A 20470-nucleotide genomic window follows, 5' to 3' on the forward strand; every position below is an offset into this window, starting at 1 on the left:
CCGCGCGGGGGCGCTAAGGCTGGGCCCGCAGAAAGGCGCGAGGGGGTGGCCATGACCGACGATCCGAAGACGCTGGTGTCGACCGAGTGGCTGGCGGCGCATCTGGACGACCCCGACCTGCGCATCATCGATGCAAGCTGGCACATGCCGGCAGCAGGCCGCGACGCCCGCGCCGAATACGAGGCCGCCCATATCCCCGGCGCGCGCTTCTTCGACATCGACGCCATCGCCGACAGCCGCAGCCCCCTGCCCCACATGGCGCCCCCGCCCGAGCTGTTCATCAGCCGCCTGCGCGCCATGGGCATCGGCGACGGGCACCAGGTCGTGGTGTATGACAACTCGGACACCCATTCGGCGGCCCGCGTCTGGTGGACCTTCCGCCTGATGGGCAAGACCGACGTCGCGATGCTGGACGGCGGCTTCGCCAAGTGGCAGGCCGAGGGACGGCCCGTGGAGGACATGCCCCCCATCACCCGCGACCGCCACATGACCGTGCAGCGGCAGGCGGCGCTGGTGCGCGACGTGACGCAGGTGGCGGCGGCGGCCAAGCTGGGCGACCACCAGATCGTGGACGCCCGCAGCGCCGCCCGCTTCCGCGGCGACGAGCCCGAACCCCGTCCCGGCCTTCGGTCCGGCCATATCCCCGGCGCCCGGAACGTCCCCGTGGGCCGGCTCTACAATCCCGACGGCACCATGAAGCCCGTCGAGGAACTGCGCGCCGCCTTCGAATCCGCGGGCGTGAACCTGTCGCGTCCCGTCATCACCACCTGCGGCTCGGGCATCACGGCGGCCAGCCTCGCGCTGGCGCTGGAACGCCTGGGCAAGCGGGACTGGTCCCTTTATGACGGCAGCTGGACCGAATGGGGCAGCTACCCAGACCTCAAGATCGCAACCGGAGACGCCTGAATGTTCGGCAACCTGCAGCCCCAAGCCCCCGACAAGATCCTCGCCCTGATGGGCGAGTTCCGCGCCGACACGCGGCAGGGCAAGATCGACCTGGGGGTCGGGGTCTACAAGGACCCGACCGGGCTGACCCCGGTGATGCGCGCCGTCAAGGAAGCCGAGCGCCGCATCTGGGAAGCCGAGACGACCAAGGCCTATACCGCGCTGACGGGCGAGCCCGCCTATCTGCAGGCGCTGTCCTCGATGGTGCTGGCCGACGCGCGGGACGACGCGCGCACGGCGATGCTGTCCACCGTCGGCGGCACCGGCGCGATCCGGCAGGCCCTCGAGATGGCGCGGATGGGGAACCCCGACCTGACCGTCCATGTGTCGGACCCCACCTGGCCGAACCACCTGTCCATCCTGAAGTTCGTGGGCATTCCCTTTTTCGAATACCGCTATTTCGACGCCGAGACGCGCGGCGTCGATTTCGAGGGGATGAAGGCCGACATCGCGCGGGCGAAGAAGGGCGACCTCGTCCTGCTGCACGGCTGCTGTCACAACCCGACCGGCGCGAACCTGACGCTGGAGCAGTGGGCCGAGATCGTGGCGATCCTCGACAAGACCGGCGCGGTGCCGCTGGTGGACCTGGCCTACCAGGGCTTCGGCGACGGGCTGGAGGAGGACGCGGCGGGCACCCGGCTGGTCCTGCGCTCGCGGCCCGATGCGCTGGTCGCGGCCTCCTGTTCCAAGAACTTCGGCATCTACCGCGAGCGCACGGGCCTGCTGATGGTGCAGGTGGCGGATGCGGCGCAGAAGGACCTGGCGCAGGGGGCGCTGGCCTTCCTCGGCCGCCAGAACTACAGCTTCCCGCCCGACCACGGCGCCCGCATCGTGCAGACGATCCTCGACGACGAGGGTCTGGCGGCCGACTGGAAGGCCGAGCTTGAAGAGGTGCGGCTGGGAATGCTGAGCCTGCGCCAGCAGCTTGCCGAGGAACTGCGCAACCTGACCGGCAGCGACCGCTTCGACTTCATCGAGCGGCACCGCGGCATGTTCTCGCGCCTGGGCGCGACGCCCCAGCAGGTGCAGAAGATCAAGGAAGACAACGCCATCTACATGGTCGGCGATTCGCGGCTGAACATCGCCGGTCTGAACCGCGACAGCGTGCCGATCCTGGCCCGCGCCATTGTCGAGGCAGGGGTCTGAGGGATCATCGCCGTGGGGGCCGCCCGGCCCCCGCAGCTTTCGGACATGAAAAAGCCGGGGTCCGCGTGGCGGCCCCGGCTTTTTGCTGGCATGTGGACGGGCTCAGAAGCCGCGCGCCACGCGCTCGATGTCGCCGCGCACCAGGCCGATGTCGCTCAGTTCGCGGTCGGACAGGGCGTTCAGTTGACGGCGGGTCTCGCGGACGTCCGACCAGTAGCGGAGGGTCGCGGAAACGCGATCAAGAATGCTGGGGTGACGCGCCGCCGAAGGGGCGCGGAGGGTGTCGATGGCAGCCATGTCAGAAACCTGTTTTTCTTGCGGCCCGCCTGTTGCGGGCGATCTTCGTCGGTGACGCTGATATAGGCAGATGCCGCCATTCCGACCACGGACGAAGCCGAAATCCAGCTATGTCGCCGGCGCATAACCTGTTGTAAGTAGTAAATTCTTCACATTACTCTCTTTTGTGTGAGCCTGCGAAGAAAAGATCGCTCAAGCCAATTGCGCCGCATGAAAATTCGGCTGACTGGAACTGTTGACGAACAACCTTTCTTCTAGTGGCAAGTTTGTCGCAGGGCTGCGCCATCTGCCTGCTGAAACGGAACGCAACGTCACCGCCAGTCCCCCAGGGACGCCTGCCACAGGGCCAGCGCCGCGACGGCTGCCGTGTCCGCCCGAAGGATTCGCGGGCCGAGGCTGATGCGGTGCACGCAGGGCATCGCGGACAGCCGCCGCCGCTCGGGCTCGGACCAGCCGCCCTCGGGGCCGATCAGGATCGCCCATGGACCGCCCGGCAGCCCCGCCAGCGTCTCGGCGGGGCCAACCAGCGCCTCATCGGCCCAGAGGATGCGGCGGCCCGGGTCCCAGCCGTCGAGCAGCCGCGACAGGGGCACGAGGTCCTCGACCGCCGGCACAAAGGTGCCGCCGCATTGCTCGGCCGCCTCGACGGCATGGGCCTGCAGGCGGTCGCGGCGGATGCGTTCGGAATTGGTGTGGTCGGTCTGGACGGGCAGGATGCGCGCGGCGCCGAGTTCCGCCCCCTTTTCCACGATGAAGTCGGTCCGCGCCTTCTTGATCGGCGCAAAGACCAGCCACAGGTCCGGCGGGTCCAGTTGCGGCGCGGCGGGTGCCACCGGCTCGACCGTGCCGCCGCGCTTGCCCGCCTGCAGCAGCCGCGCCGTCCATTCGCCCTGCCGCCCGTTGAAGACGGCGATCTCGGCGCCAGGGGCCAGCCGCATCACCGTCGAAAGATAATGTGACTGGTCCGTGTCCAGGGGCACGGGTTGTCCCGGGTCGAAGCGGTGATCTATGTAAAGCCTGATCTTTCCCATGACGGCGGACCCTATGCAGTCTGATGTCTCAACGCCACAGGTCACTGCAACGGTTGCGGACGCACCGCGCGGCAACTGGGTGGACCGGCTCGCCCCGCCCGGCTGGAGGCCCTGGCTGCGCCTCAGCCGTGCCGACCGCCCGATCGGGACCTGGCTTCTGCTGCTGCCCTGCTGGTGGGGCACGGGGCTTGCCATGATGGCCGACCGCCCGGCCTGGGTGGACCTGTGGGTGGTCGTGGCCTGCGCCATCGGCTCGGTCGTGATGCGGGGCGCCGGCTGCACCTGGAACGACATCACTGACCGCGACATCGACGGCGAGGTGGCGCGCACCCGCTCGCGCCCCCTGCCCTCGGGGCAGGTCACGCTGCGGGGGGCCCTGGCCTGGCTGGGGGCGCAGCTGGCCGTGGGCGCGCTGATCCTGTTCACGATGAACTGGGCGGCAGTGCTGCTGGGGGTCGCCTCGCTGGCGCTGGTCGCCATCTATCCCTTCGCCAAGCGCTTCACCTGGTGGCCGCAGGTCTTCCTGGGGCTGGCCTTCAACTGGGGCGTGCTGGTGGCCTTTGCCGCCCATGGCGGCACCCTGCATCCCGCGCCGATGCTGGCCTATGCGGCGGGCATCCTGTGGACGCTGTTCTACGACACGATCTACGCCCACCAGGACGCCGAGGACGACGCGCTGATCGGCGTGAAGTCCACCGCGCGGCTGTTCGGCAAGGACAGCCCGCGCTGGCTTCTGGGCTTTGCCGCGGGCGCGGTCCTGCTGCTTGCGGCGGCGGTGGCGGCGACGCGGCCGGCGCCCTTGCCCGCGCTGATCGCGATGCTGGGGGTCGCGGGCTTTGCCGCGCACCTGTGGTGGCAGCTGCGCCAGTTCGACCCGGACAGCAACCCGCTGCTGCTGCGGCTGTTCCGGTCGAACCGGGATGCCGGGCTGATCGTCGCAGGCGCCCTGGCCCTGGCCGGGCTGATGTGATGGAGGCGGTTCGTCCCCATATCGGGCGCATGACCGCCCCCGAAGGAAAGGCCCGCTGATGGCCGGACCGGCGCCCTCGCGCTTTCTCGGCCTTGTCCTGCTGGGCTGGGGCGCGGTCGGAGCCTACGAGGCCGCGCAATGGGCCTCGCCCCGGGTCGAGGGATGGCTTGAGGACCGGGTCGAGACCGCGCTCGCCGCCGGGGGCTTCGGCTGGGCGCGGGTGGCCGGGGACGGGCTGACCGTCCGGCTTGAAGGTGCCGCGCCGGATGCGGTCGCCCATGTCCGCGCTGTCGCCACCGCGACAGGGGCCGCGACCTTCGGCCGGATCGAGGACGCCATCACCGTTCCCACCCCTGCTGATGCCGCGCCCCCTTCCTTCCGTATCGAGGTCCTGCGGAACGAGCAGGGCACCTCGGTCATCGGATTGGCGCCGCGCGCCACCGACCGCGAGGAGCTGGTCGCGGAACTGGGCCGCGCCGCCGGGCCGGGCCGACTGACCGACCTGGTGGAACTGGTCGAGCAGCCCGCGCCCGAGGGATGGAACGAAACCGTCGCCTTCGCGGTTCAGGCCGCCGCCCGGATGCCGCGCGCCAAGGTCTCGGTCACGCCGGGGCAGGTCCGCATCGACGCCGTGACCGACGGGCAGGCCGAGAAGGCGCAGCTGGAACAGGCTCTGGCTGACACAGTGCCCGAGGGCGTGGCGCTGGTGACGAACATCACCGCGCCGCGGCCGGTCATCGCCCCCTTCGCGCTGGAGCTGGTGCGGACGCCCCAAGGCACGCGGCTGACCCGCTGCGCCGCCGACAGCGAGGCTGCACGGGACCGCATCCTTGCAGCGGCGGCCCAGGCGGGCGCCGACACGGCGGCCTGCGACCTGGGCCTCGGCGCCCCCTCGCCCGAATGGGACCAGGCGGCGCTGGCCGGGATCGGGGCGCTGGATGCCCTGCCCGCCGGACGGCTGGAGATCAGCGGTACGCGGGTTACGCTGACCGCGCCCCATGACGTGCCGCAGGCCGATTTCGATGCCGCCCGCGACCGGCTGACGCGGGAACTGCCGCGCGCCTTCACGCTGGCGGCGATGCTGGACCCCGCGCCCGAGGAAGCAGACGACCAGCCCCTGCGCTTCGAGGCGTCGATGACGAACGGGGGCGTCCGGCTGCAGGGCGCCATTCCGGACGACAGTATGGGCGCGGCGCTGGAAAGCCTGGCCAGTGCCCGCTTCGGCACGGTGGAAAGCGCCCTGGCCCTGCGCGGCGATACGCCTCCGGGCTGGACCGCGCGGGTCATGGCGGCACTCGAGGCGATGGACGGCCTGCAGGAGGGCGCAGTCGCCGTCACGCCCGACCTGATCCGCATCGGCGGCACGACCGGCAGCCCCACGGCCGCGCAGGCCATCGCCGAGCGCTTGGGCACGCGGCTGGGCAACGGTGTGCCCTATGAGCTGGCGCTGATCTACGATCCCCGGCTGGACCCGGCGGTGGACCTGCCCTCGGGCGAGGATTGCGTGGACGCGCTGAACGCCACCATGCAGCAGTCCGCCATCGGCTTCGAACCGAACCGCGACGTGATCGCGGGCGACGCGGCGCCGGTGATCGAGGCGCTGGCGGCCACCATGCAGCGCTGCGCGGGCTTCCGCATCGAGATCGGCGGGCATACCGATTCGCAGGGCGCCGACAGCATCAACCGCGAGCTTTCCGCCGCCCGCGCCCGCGCGGTCCTTGCCGCCATGACCGAGGGCGGGATCGACACGGCGAATCTGGCCGCCGTGGGCTATGGCGAAACCCGCCCCGTGGCGCCCAACGACACGGAAGCGGGGCGCGAAGCGAACCGGCGGATCGAGTTCCGCCTGATCTCGCCCCATCCGGTGAACGAACGGCCCGCCACCCCCACGCTTACCCGCGGCGTGACCGGCGGGCCTGCCCCGGCCGGGATGGCACCGGCCCTGCCAGCGTCGGACGCGGCGCCCGAAGACGCGGCCGAGGCCCGACCCACGCCCGACGAGGTCGCGGCCTCCGAGGGGATCTCGATCCGCCCCGAGACGATCACGCGGGACGGCGCGCGCCTGACGACGCCGGTTCCGCCGCCCCTCGTCCAGGGGCCGATGCTTGCCCCCGAGCCCGAGCCGGAACCCGACGGCATCCGCCGTCCCCGCGCCCGGCCGGAGGACTAGGCGCGGGCGCGCCCCGGCTGCGCGTGTGACGCAGGGCGGGGCCGTCCGGCTCAGCCTTCGGCGGGTTTCCCGACGACCAGCGTGGTCCATTCCCCCAGGTCGTCGCGGCGCAGCACCGGGACCTCGGCCTCGGCGTAGGCCCGGGCCACGGCGTCGGCCTGTTCCACCAGGATGCCTGACAGGATGGCCTTGCCGCCCGGTGCGAGATGACGTGCCATGTCGGGCGCAAGCTCGATCAGCGGCTGCTTGAGGATATTGGCGAAAACGAGGTCATAGGGTCCGGCGTCGTGCAGCAGGGGATGGCCGAAGCCCTCGGCCATCACGCATTCCACCCGCCCCTCGAGGCCGTTGGCGATCACGTTGGCCTGCGCCGTCTCGACCGCGACGGGGTCGATGTCCGAGGCAAGAATGACCCCCGGCAGCACCTTGGCCGCCGCCATCGCCAGGACGGCCGTCCCGCAGCCGATGTCGGCGATGCGGTGCGGCATCTCACCGTCCGAGATCATGCGGTCCAGTGCCAGCAGGCAGCCCCGCGTCGTATTGTGATGCCCGGTGCCGAAGGCCATCGCCGCCTCGATGCAAAGCGCCTCGGCCCCTTCGGGCACCTTGTCGGCATCATGGGCGCCATGGACGAAGAAGCGCCCCGCCTCCACCGGGGACAGCTCGCGCCGGACATGGGCAACCCAGTCCACCTCGGGCAGTTCCGAGATGGCGAAGGGCTGGGCGCCATGGGCGGCTGCCAGCAGCGCCAGCGCGATCTCGTCGGGGGCCTCGGTGAAATAGACGCCGACCTCCCAGCGGTCCGAGCCGTCCTCGATCTCGAAGACTCCGCTGCCGACGGGCTCGGGGGTCAGGTCCTCGCAGTCCTCGGCCAGCGCCTCGGCGGCCTCGCGGCCCTGCAGGTGGGTCAGCGCGGTCCAGGTCGCCATCAGGCCGCCCCGCCGGCCACGACCGAGCTGCCGCCGGTAGAGGAGGGCGAGGGCTCGGGGTTGCCGTCGATCCCGCCGGTGGTCGCGTCGTGCAGGGCGCTGGCCTGCGAGGCCTGGACGCCCGTGCCGCGCAGGGCGCAGTAGCCGTCCGGCACCTTGTGCAGATATTGCTGGTGCAGGTCCTCGGGCGCGCGCCAGAAGTGGTCGAGCGGCGCGAACTGGGTGGTGATGCGGCCATAGCCCTCGACGGCCAGGCGGTTGCCATAGTCGATCCTAGTCGTCTCGGCGGCAGCGGCCTGGCTGTCGTTGGTGGTGAAGATCGCCGAGCGATACTGGTCGCCGACGTCGTTGCCCTGCCGGTTGCCCTGGGTCGGATCGTGGTTTTCCCAGAAGAGCTTGAGGATCTGTTCCGTGCTGATGCGGCTGGGGTCATAGACCACGCGCACGACCTCGGCATGGCCGGTGTTTCCGCCACAGACCTGCTTGTAGGTGGGGTTCGGGACAGTGCCGCCGGCGAATCCGACCTCGGTCAGGAAGACGCCGGGCTGCTGCCAGAACAGCCGCTCGACGCCCCAGTAGCAGCCCATCCCGAGGACGATCTCCTCGAAGCCCGGAGGCGTGGGGGTGTCGAGCGGGCGGTTGTAGATGGCATGGGTGGGGGTGGGCATGGCGTGCTCCTGTCGCTTTGGGGGATGATCTAGGGTGCGGGGCGGTCCTGCACAACGGCTTGCGCGGGCAGGCGGTTCGGCGCGAGGTTGCGCTGCCGGATCGGGGCGCTGCCCCATCGTCGCACAGGACGATCCCGGAATATCTGGAAAAGGAGAATGACCATGCGCCCCGGACCGCTGAACCTGATCACCGACGTCGCGGGTCTGCGGGTCGGCAATGCACAGGATGCGCGGGTGAAATCGGGCGTGACGGTGCTGACGGCGGACGCGCCCTTTGCCTGCGGCGTCCATGTGATGGGCGGCGCGCCGGGCACGCGGGAAACCGACCTGCTGGCGCCCGACCGGCTGGTGCAGGCAGTGGATGCGCTGGTGCTGTCGGGCGGCTCGGCCTTCGGCCTTGGTGCGGCCGAGGGCGTCATGGCGGGCCTGCGCGCGGCAGGGCGCGGCTTTGCCGTGGGCACGGCGCGGGTGCCTATCGTTCCGGCGGCGATCCTGTTCGACCTGCTGAACGGCGGCGACAAGGGGTGGGACGACAGCCCCTATCCGGCGCTGGGGCGGCAGGCCTTCGAGGCGGCGGGAACGCGGTTTGCCCTTGGCACGGCGGGCGCGGGTACGGGGGCGGCGACGGCGCGCTGGAAGGGGGGCCTCGGCTCGGCCTCGGCGATGATGGAGGACGGAACGACCGTCGGCGCGCTTGTCGCGGTCAATGCGCTGGGATCGGTCACTGCGCCCTCGGGGCAGTTCTGGGCCGCACCCTGGGAGATGGAGGCCGAGTTCGGGGGCCTGGGCCTGAGCGGCCCCTTCGATCCGGGGCATGAGCCCGCGCCCGAGAAGCGACAGGGCGAGGCCACGACCATCGCCATCGTTGCGACGGATGCCACGCTGGACAAGGCGGGGCTGACGCGGATGGCGGTCGCGGCGCATGACGGGCTGGCACGCGCCATCCTGCCCTCGCACACGCCCTTTGACGGGGACCTGGTCTTCGGGCTGTCCACGGGCCAGCGGGTGGCCGATCCCTTCCGGCTGGGCCATGTCGCCGCCTGCGTGCTGGCGCGGGCCGTGGCGCGGGCGGTCTTCGAGGCGACCCCGGCGCCCGGCGACCTCCAGCCCTGCTGGCGCGACCGGACATGAAAAGGGGCGAGGCCACTGGCCCCGCCCCGATTGCGCCTGCAAGAGGGAAGCTTCAGGCGATCAGCGGTAGACGTAGACGATGCGGCGATCCTGGTTCACCAGCACCGGCAGGTCGTTCACGACCACATAGCGATAATCCGGCTGGCCGGGGACTTCATACAAGGTGACCGACTCGGGGATACCCGCACCGACCACGACCTCGCCGTCCAGAACCACCGGCTGCTGCGGGTTCGCGGTGATGTAGGTGCGCACCTCGGGCGGCGGCTCGGGCGTCGCGGCATTGCCCGTGGCGCCCCCGATCGCGGCGCCGACCAGCGCCCCCACCGGGCCGCCCACGACCGCGCCCATCGCCGCGCCGCTCGCCGCGCCGACGGCGGTGTTCGGGGCCTCGGCGGGGATCGTCGCCGGCGTCTCGATCACGGTCACGCCGACAGCCTGGCGGTTCGGGTAAAGCGGCTGCGGCTCGTTGCCGACCTGCGCGGTCAGGTAGTCGCCATAGGCCCAGCCCTGCTGGTCCTTGTAGGTGACCTGGCACCAGTTGGCGGATTCAAGGCAGCCCGCGACCGAAACCTCGTCGCCATTGGCGATGACGCCCAGGATCGAGGCCGTCGATTGGGGGGCCGAGCGCAGGTTCAGGTCGGTCGCGGCCGTCGCCGTGGTCGGCGCACCCGTCGCGGTGACGGCCGGGGCGGCCGGATCGGCGGCGGGGGCCGCAGGGGCGGCGGCGGTCTGGGCCGAGGCGGCACCCGCCAGCGTCAGGGCGGCAAGGGTGGTGGTCGCAAGCAGCTTGCGCATGGGCAGTCTCCGTCATTGCTCGGGCCCGGGGCCCGTCATGGGGCACAATGTCTGCCGAGGCGCCGGGGTTCATCCGCGCCCGATGACGGACGCTCACGATCCCGTAGACTGGCGCTGGACATCCGCCCCCGCTGGTGCTGACCTCTCGGCCAACCGCAACACACGCGCGACCGACCGGAGGACGCCATGACCGCCCATTCGACCGACCTGAAGATGCTGCTCAAGGACCCCTCGCTGCTGGAAACCCGCGCCTTCGTGGCGGGCGAGTGGGTCGATGCCGACGACGGCAGGACCTTCGAGGTCAGGAACCCCGCCCGCGGCGACGTGATCGCCCGCGTGGCCGACCTGTCGCGCGCCGAGGTGAAGCGCGCCATCGAGGCCGCGCAGGCCGCCATGAAGGACTGGGCCGCCCGCACCGCCAAGGACCGCGCCAAGGTCATGCGCCGCTGGTTCGAGCTGATGATGGAGAACCAGGACGACCTGGGCACCATCCTGACCGCCGAGCAGGGCAAGCCCCTGCCCGAGGCCAAGGGCGAGATCGCCTATGGCGCCAGCTTCATCGAGTGGTTCGGCGAGGAGGCCAAGCGCGTCTATGGCGAGACGATCCCCGGCCACATGGCCGACAAGCGCATCACCGTGCTGCGCCAGCCGATCGGGGTCGTGGCCTCGATCACGCCCTGGAACTTCCCCAATGCCATGATCACCCGCAAATGCGGCCCGGCGCTGGCGGTGGGCTGCGGCTTTGTCGCCCGTCCGGCGGCGGAAACGCCCCTGTCGGCGCTGGCGCTGGCCGTGCTGGGCGAACGCGCGGGGCTGCCCAAGGGGATCCTGTCGGTCGTGACCTCGTCGCGGTCCTCGGACATCGGCAAGGAGTTCTGTGAGAACCCCCTGATCCGCAAGCTGACCTTCACCGGCTCGACCGAGGTCGGCCGCATTCTTCTGCGCCAGGCGGCCGACCAGGTGCTGAAATGCTCGATGGAGCTGGGGGGCAACGCGCCCTTCATCGTCTTCGACGACGCGGATCTGGATGCGGCGGTCGAAGGCGCGATGGCGTCCAAGTTCCGCAACAACGGCCAGACCTGCGTCTGCGCCAACCGCATCTACGTGCAGGCGGGCGTTTATGATGAGTTCGCCAAGCGTCTCGCGAAGGCCGTGGACAAGCTGACCGTGGGCGACGGGCTGAAGGACGGGACCACCACCGGCCCGCTGATCAACGCCGACGCGGTCGAGAAGGTCGAGGAGCATATCGCCGACGCGCTGGGGCGCGGCGCTCAGGTCGTCACCGGCGGCAAGCGCCACGACCTCGGCGGCTCGTTCTTCCAGCCGACGGTGGTCACGAACGTGCCCGCCGACGCCAAGGTCTCGACCGAGGAAACCTTCGGGCCGCTCGCGCCCTTGTTCCGCTTCGAGACCGAGGAGGAGGTGGTCGCCAAGGCCAACGACACGATCTTCGGCCTTGCCGCATATTTCTATGCCCGCGACATCGGCCGCATCACCCGCGTGCAGGAATCGCTGGAATACGGGATCGTCGGCGTGAACACCGGCATCATCTCGACCGAGGTCGCCCCCTTCGGCGGCGTCAAGCAGTCTGGCTTGGGCCGCGAGGGCAGCCGCCACGGGATCGAGGACTACCTGGAAATGAAATACGTCTGCCTGTCGGTCTGACAGCGGCGGCAGCGGCGGCGGGAGGGGGCCTGCCCCTTCCGCCCGTGGCCTTGAAGCCCCCGAGAATACAGAAACCGCCCGAGGGAGACCCGGGCGGTTTCGCATTTTCAGAAATGAACTTGGGACCAGGGCTGGGAACCCGCCCCGGCTACCTCAGGCGACCAGCAGGTCGTCCTGCAGCGCGTCGAGGGTGATGCCGTCGATCCGCAGCAGCCCGCCCGCGAGGCGCAGGTCCACGCCGCCATCACGCTCGGCCGCGTCCGCGATCAGCGCGGCGGCCGTCAGCCCGCCGGCCGTGCGCGCATCGATGCGGATCAGGTCGATGTCGTCCTGGAAGTCCGTGACCCGGCCGCCCTGCCCGGCCGCGAAGACAAAGACGTCGTCGCCGTCCCCGCCGGTCAGCTCGTCATTGCCGCCGCTGCCGACCAGGACATTGCGGGCGCCGTTGCCGACCAGGATGTTGTCCTGCGCATTGCCGATCACCTGCACGGCCGCGGTGCCTTCGACCAGGACCCGCTCGACATGGGCGCCCAGCACGATGTCGCGCGAGGTGACGATGGTGTCGAAGCCGCCGTTCGCGGCCTCGACGATGGTGTCGAAGGCGTCGCGCAGATAGGTGTCGTTGCCGTCGCCGCCGACCAGCCGGTCCGCGCCCGCGTTGCCCGCCAGCGTGTCGTCGCCCGCCATCCCGAACAGCGTGTCGTTGCCCGCCCCGCCGGACAGGTAGTTCACCTGGCTGTTGCCGACGACCGTATTGGCGACCGCATTGCCCGTGCCGTACTTGGCAAAGGACTGGATCAGCAGCAGCGCCTCGAAATGCTCGGCCAGGGTGAAGTTGAACGTCGCCCGCACCCGGTCGATGCCCTGCCCGGCCAGTTCGACCAGCGTGTCCAGCGCGTCGATGACGTAAAGGTCGTCGCCCAGCCCGCCCAGCAGCCGGTCTGCGCCCGCGCCGCCTTCCAGCGTGTCGTTGCCGCCATGGCCCTGGATCGTGTCCGCCCCGGCCCGGCCCGCGATCAGGTTCGCGGCCGCGTTCCCCCGGATCATGTCGTTGCCGCGCCCGGCGATGACGTTCTCGATCACCGTGCCTTCCGCGATCGACAGGTTGCCGACCAGCCCGTAGACGCTGGACACCGCCCCGCCCGCAAGATCGATGCGCTGCGCGGCCGTGTCCGAGGTCAGCTTCAGCCAGTCGGTGCCGCCCTGGTCGAAGATCGTCATGGTGACGGCCGCGCGCGACACCATCAATCCGTTGGCCATGCCGAAGGCGCCGGTGACGTTGCTGCCTTCGCCCCAGACGGAATTGCCGCCGTTCACGTTGCGCGGTGCGCCATAAAGGTCCTGGATCGCGATGATGTCCGCGATCATCGGCGTCACCGCATAGGCGTAGCTGGCATCAACGACCGTGTTGTCGATCTGGCTGAAATAGGACATCAGCGTCGCCTGCCAGCTGTCGTTGGCATAGCCGTTGTGGATGCCATATGTGGCGCTGCCGTTGTAGGGCCCCGCATGGCCGAGGCCCAGCGCATGGCCGATCTCGTGCAGATAGGTCTGGTAGAAATAGGTGTCGAAGCCGGCCGAGGGGCCCTCGGACCAGTTGGCGTCGATGTTGATGCGGACCGACTGCAGGGTCGATCCCGTCCAGGACGTGGGCACGGCATAGGCGCTGCCGAACTCGTCGTTGACGAACTGGATGTTGGCCGAGGCGCCCGCGCGCGAACTCGTGTCGAAGCGGATGCCGGTCAGTTCGCTCCAGGCGTTCAGCGCCATGCGCGCGACGCGCTGCTCGGCCGCGCCCAGGTCCGAGATGTCGCAGGTCAGCGTGGACCCCTGGGTCGCGGCGAAGCTGCGCCGGGTCTGGCCGTTGTCCTCCCAGAAACCGTCGGTCAGGTATTCGGCGATCTCGGTCATCGTCAGGATGTCCGAGCCGGGTCCGGGGTTCGGCTGGTTCTCGGAGTAGGTGACCTGGTAGGTGCCCCTCGAGGAGCCGTAGCCGGTCGCGATCAGGTAATAGGTCCCGGTCGCGCTGGCGGCAAAGGAAAACTCCGAATGGTCCAAGGTCCCGCTGTCGTCGTTGTAGCCCAGCGTATTGCCCGAGGCATCCACCAGGGTGAGGACGGTGTCTGACAGCGAGAAACCGTCCATCTCGAAGGTATAGGACTCACCAGCCGTCAGGTTGACCGCGATCCAGTCCGCATCACCCGGAACGCCGATGCTGCCCGGAACACGTCGTCCGGCGCGATGCGATAGCGGGTGCCGCTGTTCGCGGCCGCATCGGCGCCCTCGGAAATGGTGGCGTAAAGGGGATCCTGGTCTAGGAGGGCGGGCGCTCGGCCCCGGGGGAATGCTGCAGTCATGACGGAACTCCGGGTAAAATGATACTGGCAAACCGCGTCAATATCCTGCGGCCGACACTTCTCGTTTAACCCTTGCCGCAAAACCGGGCAATCAGAGCCACCAGGGGCCTGCCTGTCTTTCGGGACAGGTCACATCAGCTCGACCGCCAGCGCCGTACCCTCGCCTCCGCCGATGCAGATGGCGGCGACGCCGCGCGTCTTGCCCGCCTGGCGCAGCGCGTTGATCAGCGTGACGACGATCCGCGCCCCCGAGGCGCCAATGGGATGGCCCAGCGCGCAGGCGCCGCCATTGACGTTCACCACATCGGGGGACAGCCCCATCTTCTGCATGAAGGCCATGGGGACGACGGCAAAGGCCTCGTTCACCTCCCACAGGTCCACGTCGTCCCTGGACCAACCGAGCTTTGCCAGCAGCTTTTCCGCCGCCGGCACCGGCGCGGTCGGGAAGTCCGAGGGCGCCTGGGCGTGGCCCGCATGGCCGACGATCCGGGCAATGGCGCCCTCGGGGTTGTCCGACAGCACCAGCGCCGCCGCCCCGTCCGAGATCGACGACGAATTCGCCGCCGTCACCGTCCCGTCCTTGCGGAAGGCTGGCTTCAGCGTCGGGATCTTGTCGGGCCGCGCGTTGCCGGGCTGCTCGTCGGTGTCCACCAGCGTCTCGCCGCCGCGGGTCGCGATCTTCACGCCCACGACCTCGTCGGCAAAGCGCCCCTCGGCGATGGCCGCCTGGGCGCGGGTCAGCGAGCGCAAGGCATAATCGTCCTGCGCCTGCCGGGTGAACTGGAACTCCTCGGCGCAATCCTCGGCGAAGGTGCCCATCAGGCGGCCCTTGTCATAGGCGTCCTCGAGCCCGTCGAGGAACATGGAATCGATCACCTGCCCGTGCCCCAGCCGCGCGCCGCCGCGCATCTTGGGCAGAAGGTAGGGCGCGTTGGTCATGCTCTCCATGCCCCCCGCGACGACCGTGCGGGCGGACCCCGCGCGGATGGAATCCGACGCCTGCATCAGCGCCTGCATCCCCGAGCCGCACATCTTGTTCAGCGTGACGGCGGGCACCGACTGCGGCAGCCCTGCCCCCAGGGCAGCTTGACGCGCGGGCGCCTGGCCTTGGCCCGCGGGCAGCACGCAGCCCATCAGCACCTCGTCCACCTGCGCGCCGTCCAGGCCCGCGCGCGACAGCGCCTCGGCAATGGCGGCGGCGCCGAGTTCCGGGGCGGTCAGGGGCGACAGCGCACCCTGCAGGCCCCCCATGGGGGTGCGGACGGCGGCATGGACATAGACGGCGGTCATGGGGATCTCGCGTGCTTACGGTTTGGCAAGGAATCTTCGGTAACCATGCCGGGAAGGACGGATTCGCTGCAAGGGGCAGGCATGAACATCACGATCGAGGAGATTGAGGGCGGCATCCGCGTCCGCGTGGCCGAGCCGCGGCTGGACGCGGCGCTGGCGATCCGCTTCAAGGACCGGCTGCGCGAGGTCGTGGGCGGGCACGGGCCGCTGATCCTGCTGGACCTGTCCGAAGTGGGCTTCATGGACAGCTCGGGCCTGGGCGCGATCCTGGCCATCCGTCGCGCCCTACCCCAAGGCCAGCGGATCGAGCTGACGGGGCTCACGCCCAACGTGGACCGGGTCTTCCGGCTGACGCGCATGGACATGATCTTCACCATCCACGGCAACGGCGCCGCGCCCGCCGAAACGGAGGCCGGGGCATGAGCCGCGCCGCCCTTCCGCCGAACCGCCCCCTTTCCTCGCGCGGAGAGCCGATGTTCCACCGCATCCTGGACGCCGACACCACCGCGGTCCAGCAGGCGCTCATGGACGTCCGCGCGCGTTTCGAGGGCACGGTCCCGGACGACGCCCTGGCGCGGACGGAACTGGTCATGGCCGAGGTCCTGAACAACATCGCCCAGCACGGCACCGGCGCGGGGAAGGAGCCCCTGCCCGGCGCGGCGCCCCGCCGGGCCGTCACGATCCACCTGACCGTGACGCGCCACGCGGGGGGTCTTGCCTGCGCCGTCACCGACAACGGGCCGCCCCTGCCGCCCGGCTGTCTGGAGGAACCCGAGCACCTCCCCTCGCCCGAGCTGTCGGCGCTGCGGGCGGGGGGATTCGGCTGGGTCATCATCCGCGACCTCACCCGCTCGCTGTTCCATTACCGGGAGTTGAACCGCAACGTCCTGTGCTTCAACATTCCCCGCAGCGACGACGGCGACATGCCGGTGCCGGGCGGGGACGCCGACAGCGCAGCCGCCGACGTTGCCTGAGGCCTACCCCTCGGGGTGGAAATGGTCGTGGATCGTCTTCGCCATCGTGGCCGAGATACCCGGCGCGGCCTGAAGATCCTCGAGCCCCGCGCGCGCCACCGCCTTGGCGCTGCCGAAATGCGCCAGAAGCGCCCGCTTGCGCGCCGCCCCCACGCCCGCGATCTCGTCCAGCGGGTTCGCCATCGCCTGCTTCGTGCGCCGCGCGCGGTGGGTGCCGATGGCCCAGCGGTGCGCCTCGTCCCGCAGGCGCTGGATGAAATACAGGACGGGATCGTTCATCGGCAGGGCCTTGGGACGCTGGCCGGGGCGGTGGAACTCTTCCTTGCCGTGGTCGCGGTCCTCGCCCTTCGCCACGCCGATCATGGGGATGTCCTCGACCCCCATCTCGGCCATGATCCCGGCCACGGCAGAAACCTGCCCGGCGCCGCCGTCGATCAGCAGCAGGTCCGGCCAGGCGTCCGACTGGCGGTCGGGGTCCTCCTTCAGCAGGCGCGAGAAACGCCGCGTCAGCACCTCGCGCATCATGCCGAAGTCGTCGCCCGGCGTGATCTCGGTGCCCTTGATGTTGAACTTGCGGTACTGGCTCTTCATCCAGCCCTCGGGACCCGCGACGATCATGCCCCCCACCGGGGCCGCGCCCTGGATGTGGCTGTTGTCGTAGACCTCGATGCGGCGCGGCACCACGGGCAGATCGAAGGCCTCGGCCAGCCCCTCCAGCAGCCGCCGCTGGGTCGCGCTTTCCGCCAGCCGCCGGGCGAGGCTTTCCCGCGCGTTCCGCAGAGCGTTCGCCACCAGCGCCGCCTTTTCCCCCCGCTGCGGCACGCCGACGGCCACGCGGCGGCCCGCGCGGTCCGACAGCAGCCGCGCGACAAGGTCCTGGTCCTCGGTCCCGTGGCTCAGCAGGATCAGCCGCGGCGGCACCTTGTCGTCGTAGAACTGTGCGAGGAAGGCCTGCATGATCTCCTCGGCCGATTCCGAGCCCCCCGTGCGGGGATAGAAGTCGCGGTTCCCCCAGCTCTGGTTGCCGCGGATGAAGAAGACCTGCACGCAGGCCTGTCCCGCCTCCATGTGCAGCGCCACCACATCGGCCTCGGCCACGCCCTTGGGGTTGATCGCCTGCACTGACTGAACGGCGGTCAGCGCCTTGATCCGGTCCCGCAGGGCGGCGGCGCGTTCGTACTCCATCGCCTCGGCCGCCTCGGCCATCTCGGCCGCCAGCCGCACTTGGACCGCCGTGGACCGCCCCTGCAGAAAGCGCTCGGCATCCGCGACCAGATCCGCATAGGCGCCCTCGTCGATGCGGCCGACGCAGGGGGCGCTGCAGCGCTTGATCTGGTGCAGCAGGCAGGGCCGCGTGCGCGACGAAAAGGTCGCATCCGTGCAGGACCGCAGCAGGAACACCCGCTGCAACTGGTTCAGCGTCCGGTTCACCGCGCCCGCGCTGGCGAAGGGACCGTAATAGTCGCCCTTTTCCGACTTGGCCCCGCGGTGCTTCTTGATCTGCGGGAAGGCGTGCGACTTGGACACGAGGATGTTGGGGAAGGACTTGTCGTCCCGCAGCAGCACGTTGTAGCGCGGCTTGAGCTGCTTGATGAGGTTCTGTTCCAGAAGCAGCGCCTCGGTTTCCGTGCGCGTGGTCAGGAACATCATAGAGGCCGTTTCGCGGATCATCCGCGCGATGCGCCCCGAATGGCCCGAAGGGCGCGCATAGTTCGACACCCGCGCCTTCAGGTTCCGCGCCTTGCCGACGTAAAGCACCGCCCCCTGGGCATCGAGCATCCGGTAGACGCCGGGACTGGAATCGAGCCGGCGGCAGTAATCCGCGATCAGCCGGTGGCCGGTCAGCGGGGCGTCAATAGGGGGTGCGGTGTCGTCCATGAGGCCTAGAAAGTGATTCCTGTCTCAGCCCGCAAGTGCGGGTGGGGTGCAACCCGATTTGTGTCCACGGAATCTGTGGACAAGTTTGTGGATCGGCTGCGGACGAGGATGCGCCCAGGCAGGAATCCCAAGGAATTTCCACTTTTGCACAAAAATTAGGCAGATATTCAGGTCACTGTTTTCGTTGATTTTTTTCTTCAGCACGGCCAAGCCCATGATTCAGCGAAAGGATTCATGAAGGTAGCGTGACGCCCCTTCGGCGCGTGGACAACCTGCCGCAGCGTCACCGCCGCGGGGCTCAGGCGCCCAGGATGTCGGGGGTCTTCCAGGCCAGGTGCTGGCCGCCGTCCACGCAGATCAGTTGCCCCGTCACCGCCTTGGCGTCGAGCAGGTAAAGCAGCGCCCTGACGATATCCCCCGCATCCGCACCCCGCTGCAGGATGGTGGCGGCGCGCTGGCGGGCGAAATGCTCGTCGCTCTGCCGGATGCCCTGCATCGTCGGCCCCGGTCCGATGGCATTGACACGGATGTGCGGAGCCAGGCTTTGGGCCGAGGTGCGCGTCAGCGCCCAGAGACCCGCCTTGGCCAGCGAATAGGTCATGAAGGCAGGCGTCGGCTTCAGCACCCGCTGGTCCACCATGTTGACGACCAGCCCATGCGCCACCGGCTCGCCGTCCCGCGCGGGCGGTGGCGGCAGTTGCGCGGCGAAGGCCTGGGTCAGCACGAAGGGCGCGCGCAGGTTCGAGCCGATGTGCCGGTCCCAGTTGTCGCGCGTGGCCGTCGCCAGCGTGTCATGCTCGAAGATCGAGGCGTTGTTGACCAGCACGGTCAGCGGCCCCATCGCCTGCACCACCGCGGGGATCAGGGCTTGCGTCCGGTCCTCGTCCAGCAGGTCGGCGTGGAAGGCCTGCGCCCGGACGCCGAAGGCGCGGGCCTCGGCCGCGGTGGCCTCGGCCTCCTCGGCGGATCCGTTGTAGTGGATGGCGATGTCATGGCCCCGCTCGGCCAGCGCCAACGCCATGGCCCGGCCCAACCGCTTCGCGGCGCCCGTGACCAGCGCAACGCCCTCAGCGGCCAAGGCGCAGCCCCAGAAGCCGCGCGATCAGGCGGCGGAAGCCGGGGCCGAAGGCCAGCGCCATGGCCACCATGATCAGCAGGAACAGGATCACCGTCTTCAGCATGTCAGCCCCCCGGCGTCAGCCGCGCGAATGCGGCACGCTCGGCGGCCGCGTCGATGATGTCGTCGGCCGAGATGCCGAAGCGGCGCAGGAAGGGCACCCGCTGCCCGTAGGTCTGGAAGCGAACCTTGTCGCCGAAGAGGTCGCGCATCACCGGCTCGAGATGGCCGATGCCGTCGGCGAGGCCAAGGTCCACCGCCTCGCGGCCGACCCAGACATCGCCGGTGAAATAGTCGCGCGCGGGGTCCATCTTGTCGCCGCGGCGCATGCGGACCTGCGCCTTGAAGGCCTCGTGGATGGGTTCCAGCAGGCGGTGCAGGCGGGCCACGTCCTCGGGCTTTTCCGGGCGGAAGGGGTCCAGCCAGGACTTGGCGGTGCCGGCGGTATGGACGCGCCGCTCGATCCCGTAGCGGGCGATCAGGTCGGAAAAGCCGAAGCCCGCCGAGATCACGCCGATCGAGCCCAGGACCGAGGAGTCGTCCGCCCAGATCGTGTCGGCGGCGGTGGCGAGCCAGTAGCCGCCCGAGGCCGCGACATCCTCGACGAAGGCATGGACGGGGACGTTGTGACGGTCGGCCAGACGCCGGATGCGGGCGGCGATCAGCGAGGACTGGACGGGCGAGCCGCCGGGCGAGTTCAGGGCGATGGCGACGGCCACCGGCTTGCCCCGGGTGAAGGCGCGCGACAGCAGCGGCGCGAGGCCTGCGTCCGACAGCCCGGTCCCGCCGCCCGTCCGTGCCGCCACGCCGATGGCGCCCTGCAGTCGGATGACGGAAACGGTCGGGCGCCGGGGCGACAGGAAGGGGATGCGCATGGGTCCGAGATAAGCCCTGCCTCCCCGCCCGGCAAGCCGCGCGGCATATGCACGCGCGCTGCACAGGGGATGCACAAGTGATGCAGACGCGAAGGCGAAGGCCCGCGCTCTCCTGCGACGGACGATTTGTCACCCGGCCAGCGACACGGCGGCAAAGAAAAGGAAAACGGTCCGCCTTGGTGCCCCGAGGAAACAATTCGTTCCACGTCGCGTTGAAAGCCGGATCGACGGG

General features: G+C 70.0%; 18 protein-coding genes. 8 read left to right on the top strand and 10 right to left on the bottom strand.

Features of this window, described 5'->3' with window-relative positions; all coding sequences use genetic code 11:
• The first annotated feature begins 51 nt into the window (after positions 1–51).
• Positions 52–906, top strand: a complete 855-nt coding sequence (gene sseA / locus BLQ03_RS05800) for a 3-mercaptopyruvate sulfurtransferase (protein WP_090753822.1) — start codon at positions 52–54, stop codon at positions 904–906.
• Positions 907–2091, top strand: coding sequence for an amino acid aminotransferase (locus BLQ03_RS05805; RefSeq protein ID WP_090753824.1), 1185 nt, complete (start codon positions 907–909; stop codon positions 2089–2091).
• A 102-nt stretch (positions 2092–2193) separates the two neighbouring features.
• Here BLQ03_RS05805 and BLQ03_RS05810 read toward each other — a convergent pair whose 3' ends face one another.
• The gene (locus BLQ03_RS05810; RefSeq protein WP_090753826.1) at positions 2194–2388 is read right to left on the bottom strand and encodes a DUF1127 domain-containing protein; all 195 of its coding nucleotides are present in this window, start codon (positions 2386–2388) and stop codon (positions 2194–2196) included.
• Between the two features lie 311 nt (positions 2389–2699).
• Complete coding sequence (locus BLQ03_RS05815) at positions 2700–3419, bottom strand: 16S rRNA (uracil(1498)-N(3))-methyltransferase (RefSeq protein WP_090753827.1); 720 nt, start codon at positions 3417–3419, stop codon at positions 2700–2702.
• Positions 3420–3432: 13 nt separating this feature from the next.
• Between BLQ03_RS05815 and ubiA the strand changes: the two genes are divergently transcribed.
• Both ubiA and BLQ03_RS05825 read left to right on the top strand, forming a co-directional pair.
• On the top strand, positions 3433–4389 hold the full coding sequence (gene ubiA, locus BLQ03_RS05820) for a 4-hydroxybenzoate octaprenyltransferase (RefSeq protein ID WP_090753828.1): 957 nt from the start codon (positions 3433–3435) through the stop codon (positions 4387–4389).
• 58 nt (positions 4390–4447) lie between these two features.
• The gene (locus BLQ03_RS05825) at positions 4448–6559 is read left to right on the top strand and encodes an OmpA family protein (RefSeq protein ID WP_090753830.1); all 2112 of its coding nucleotides are present in this window, start codon (positions 4448–4450) and stop codon (positions 6557–6559) included.
• Between the two features lie 50 nt (positions 6560–6609).
• Here the strand turns inward: BLQ03_RS05825 and BLQ03_RS05830 are convergent, their stop codons facing one another.
• Together BLQ03_RS05830 and msrA are read right to left on the bottom strand one after the other, a co-directional pair.
• Positions 6610–7488 carry a 50S ribosomal protein L11 methyltransferase gene (locus BLQ03_RS05830; RefSeq protein ID WP_090753832.1) on the bottom strand — a complete coding sequence of 293 codons (879 nt, stop codon included), beginning with the start codon at positions 7486–7488 and terminating at the stop codon, positions 6610–6612.
• The gene (gene msrA / locus BLQ03_RS05835) at positions 7488–8156 is read right to left on the bottom strand and encodes a peptide-methionine (S)-S-oxide reductase MsrA (protein WP_090753833.1); all 669 of its coding nucleotides are present in this window, start codon (positions 8154–8156) and stop codon (positions 7488–7490) included. The genes BLQ03_RS05830 and msrA overlap by 1 nt, the downstream gene beginning before the upstream one ends.
• A gap of 162 nt (positions 8157–8318) precedes the next feature.
• Here msrA and BLQ03_RS05840 point away from each other — a divergent pair, with 162 nt between their 5' ends.
• On the top strand, positions 8319–9287 hold the full coding sequence (locus tag BLQ03_RS05840; protein ID WP_090753835.1) for a P1 family peptidase: 969 nt from the start codon (positions 8319–8321) through the stop codon (positions 9285–9287).
• 60 nt (positions 9288–9347) lie between these two features.
• Here BLQ03_RS05840 and BLQ03_RS05845 read toward each other — a convergent pair whose 3' ends face one another.
• Positions 9348–10082 (bottom strand): DUF1236 domain-containing protein, encoded by a 735-nt coding sequence (locus tag BLQ03_RS05845; protein ID WP_090753836.1) that lies wholly within the window; start codon positions 10080–10082, stop codon positions 9348–9350.
• Positions 10083–10268: 186 nt separating this feature from the next.
• On the opposite strand from BLQ03_RS05845, the gene BLQ03_RS05850 reads away from it, so the two are divergent.
• A complete protein-coding gene (locus tag BLQ03_RS05850) occupies positions 10269–11747 on the top strand; it encodes an NAD-dependent succinate-semialdehyde dehydrogenase (RefSeq protein ID WP_090753837.1) in 1479 nt (492 codons plus the stop codon).
• 153 nt (positions 11748–11900) lie between these two features.
• On the opposite strand, the gene BLQ03_RS05855 is transcribed toward BLQ03_RS05850, so the two are convergent.
• Together BLQ03_RS05855 and BLQ03_RS05860 are read right to left on the bottom strand one after the other, a co-directional pair.
• A complete protein-coding gene (locus BLQ03_RS05855) occupies positions 11901–14135 on the bottom strand; it encodes a M10 family metallopeptidase C-terminal domain-containing protein (protein ID WP_139166641.1) in 2235 nt (744 codons plus the stop codon).
• A gap of 98 nt (positions 14136–14233) precedes the next feature.
• Positions 14234–15394, bottom strand: a complete 1161-nt coding sequence (locus BLQ03_RS05860; protein ID WP_090753841.1) for a thiolase family protein — start codon at positions 15392–15394, stop codon at positions 14234–14236.
• Positions 15395–15475: 81 nt separating this feature from the next.
• Here BLQ03_RS05860 and BLQ03_RS05865 point away from each other — a divergent pair, with 81 nt between their 5' ends.
• Together BLQ03_RS05865 and BLQ03_RS05870 are read left to right on the top strand one after the other, a co-directional pair.
• The gene (locus BLQ03_RS05865; RefSeq protein ID WP_090753842.1) at positions 15476–15817 is read left to right on the top strand and encodes an STAS domain-containing protein; all 342 of its coding nucleotides are present in this window, start codon (positions 15476–15478) and stop codon (positions 15815–15817) included.
• Entirely contained in the window at positions 15814–16368 is a 555-nt protein-coding gene (locus BLQ03_RS05870; RefSeq protein WP_090753844.1) for an ATP-binding protein, read from the top strand. Before BLQ03_RS05865 ends, BLQ03_RS05870 begins: the two co-directional genes overlap by 4 nt.
• A gap of 3 nt (positions 16369–16371) precedes the next feature.
• On the opposite strand, the gene uvrC is transcribed toward BLQ03_RS05870, so the two are convergent.
• From uvrC to BLQ03_RS05885, 3 genes are all read right to left on the bottom strand, one after another.
• The gene (gene uvrC / locus BLQ03_RS05875; RefSeq protein ID WP_090753845.1) at positions 16372–18246 is read right to left on the bottom strand and encodes an excinuclease ABC subunit UvrC; all 1875 of its coding nucleotides are present in this window, start codon (positions 18244–18246) and stop codon (positions 16372–16374) included.
• Positions 18247–18544: 298 nt separating this feature from the next.
• The gene (locus BLQ03_RS05880; RefSeq protein ID WP_090753847.1) at positions 18545–19324 is read right to left on the bottom strand and encodes an SDR family oxidoreductase; all 780 of its coding nucleotides are present in this window, start codon (positions 19322–19324) and stop codon (positions 18545–18547) included.
• Positions 19325–19428: 104 nt separating this feature from the next.
• Positions 19429–20238 carry a S49 family peptidase gene (locus BLQ03_RS05885; RefSeq protein ID WP_090753849.1) on the bottom strand — a complete coding sequence of 270 codons (810 nt, stop codon included), beginning with the start codon at positions 20236–20238 and terminating at the stop codon, positions 19429–19431.
• Positions 20239–20470 lie beyond the last annotated feature (232 nt).

It is taken from the genome of Paracoccus chinensis (assembly GCF_900102885.1).
Taxonomy (GTDB): domain Bacteria; phylum Pseudomonadota; class Alphaproteobacteria; order Rhodobacterales; family Rhodobacteraceae; genus Paracoccus; species Paracoccus chinensis.

Excerpts from the sequence above, each read along its gene's own strand:
- sseA (WP_090753822.1), top strand. The coding sequence starts at position 52 with ATGACCGACGATCCGAAGACGCTGGTGTCGACCGAGTGGCTGGCGGCG.
- BLQ03_RS05805 (WP_090753824.1), top strand. The coding sequence starts at position 907 with ATGTTCGGCAACCTGCAGCCCCAAGCCCCCGACAAGATCCTCGCCCTG.
- BLQ03_RS05810 (WP_090753826.1), bottom strand. The coding sequence starts at position 2,388 with ATGGCTGCCATCGACACCCTCCGCGCCCCTTCGGCGGCGCGTCACCCC.
- BLQ03_RS05815 (WP_090753827.1), bottom strand. The coding sequence starts at position 3,419 with ATGGGAAAGATCAGGCTTTACATAGATCACCGCTTCGACCCGGGACAA.
- ubiA (WP_090753828.1), top strand. The coding sequence starts at position 3,433 with ATGCAGTCTGATGTCTCAACGCCACAGGTCACTGCAACGGTTGCGGAC.
- BLQ03_RS05825 (WP_090753830.1), top strand. The coding sequence starts at position 4,448 with ATGGCCGGACCGGCGCCCTCGCGCTTTCTCGGCCTTGTCCTGCTGGGC.
- BLQ03_RS05830 (WP_090753832.1), bottom strand. The coding sequence starts at position 7,488 with ATGGCGACCTGGACCGCGCTGACCCACCTGCAGGGCCGCGAGGCCGCC.
- msrA (WP_090753833.1), bottom strand. The coding sequence starts at position 8,156 with ATGCCCACCCCCACCCATGCCATCTACAACCGCCCGCTCGACACCCCC.
- BLQ03_RS05840 (WP_090753835.1), top strand. The coding sequence starts at position 8,319 with ATGCGCCCCGGACCGCTGAACCTGATCACCGACGTCGCGGGTCTGCGG.
- BLQ03_RS05845 (WP_090753836.1), bottom strand. The coding sequence starts at position 10,082 with ATGCGCAAGCTGCTTGCGACCACCACCCTTGCCGCCCTGACGCTGGCG.
- BLQ03_RS05850 (WP_090753837.1), top strand. The coding sequence starts at position 10,269 with ATGACCGCCCATTCGACCGACCTGAAGATGCTGCTCAAGGACCCCTCG.
- BLQ03_RS05860 (WP_090753841.1), bottom strand. The coding sequence starts at position 15,394 with ATGACCGCCGTCTATGTCCATGCCGCCGTCCGCACCCCCATGGGGGGC.
- BLQ03_RS05865 (WP_090753842.1), top strand. The coding sequence starts at position 15,476 with ATGAACATCACGATCGAGGAGATTGAGGGCGGCATCCGCGTCCGCGTG.
- BLQ03_RS05870 (WP_090753844.1), top strand. The coding sequence starts at position 15,814 with ATGAGCCGCGCCGCCCTTCCGCCGAACCGCCCCCTTTCCTCGCGCGGA.
- uvrC (WP_090753845.1), bottom strand. The coding sequence starts at position 18,246 with ATGGACGACACCGCACCCCCTATTGACGCCCCGCTGACCGGCCACCGG.
- BLQ03_RS05885 (WP_090753849.1), bottom strand. The coding sequence starts at position 20,238 with ATGCGCATCCCCTTCCTGTCGCCCCGGCGCCCGACCGTTTCCGTCATC.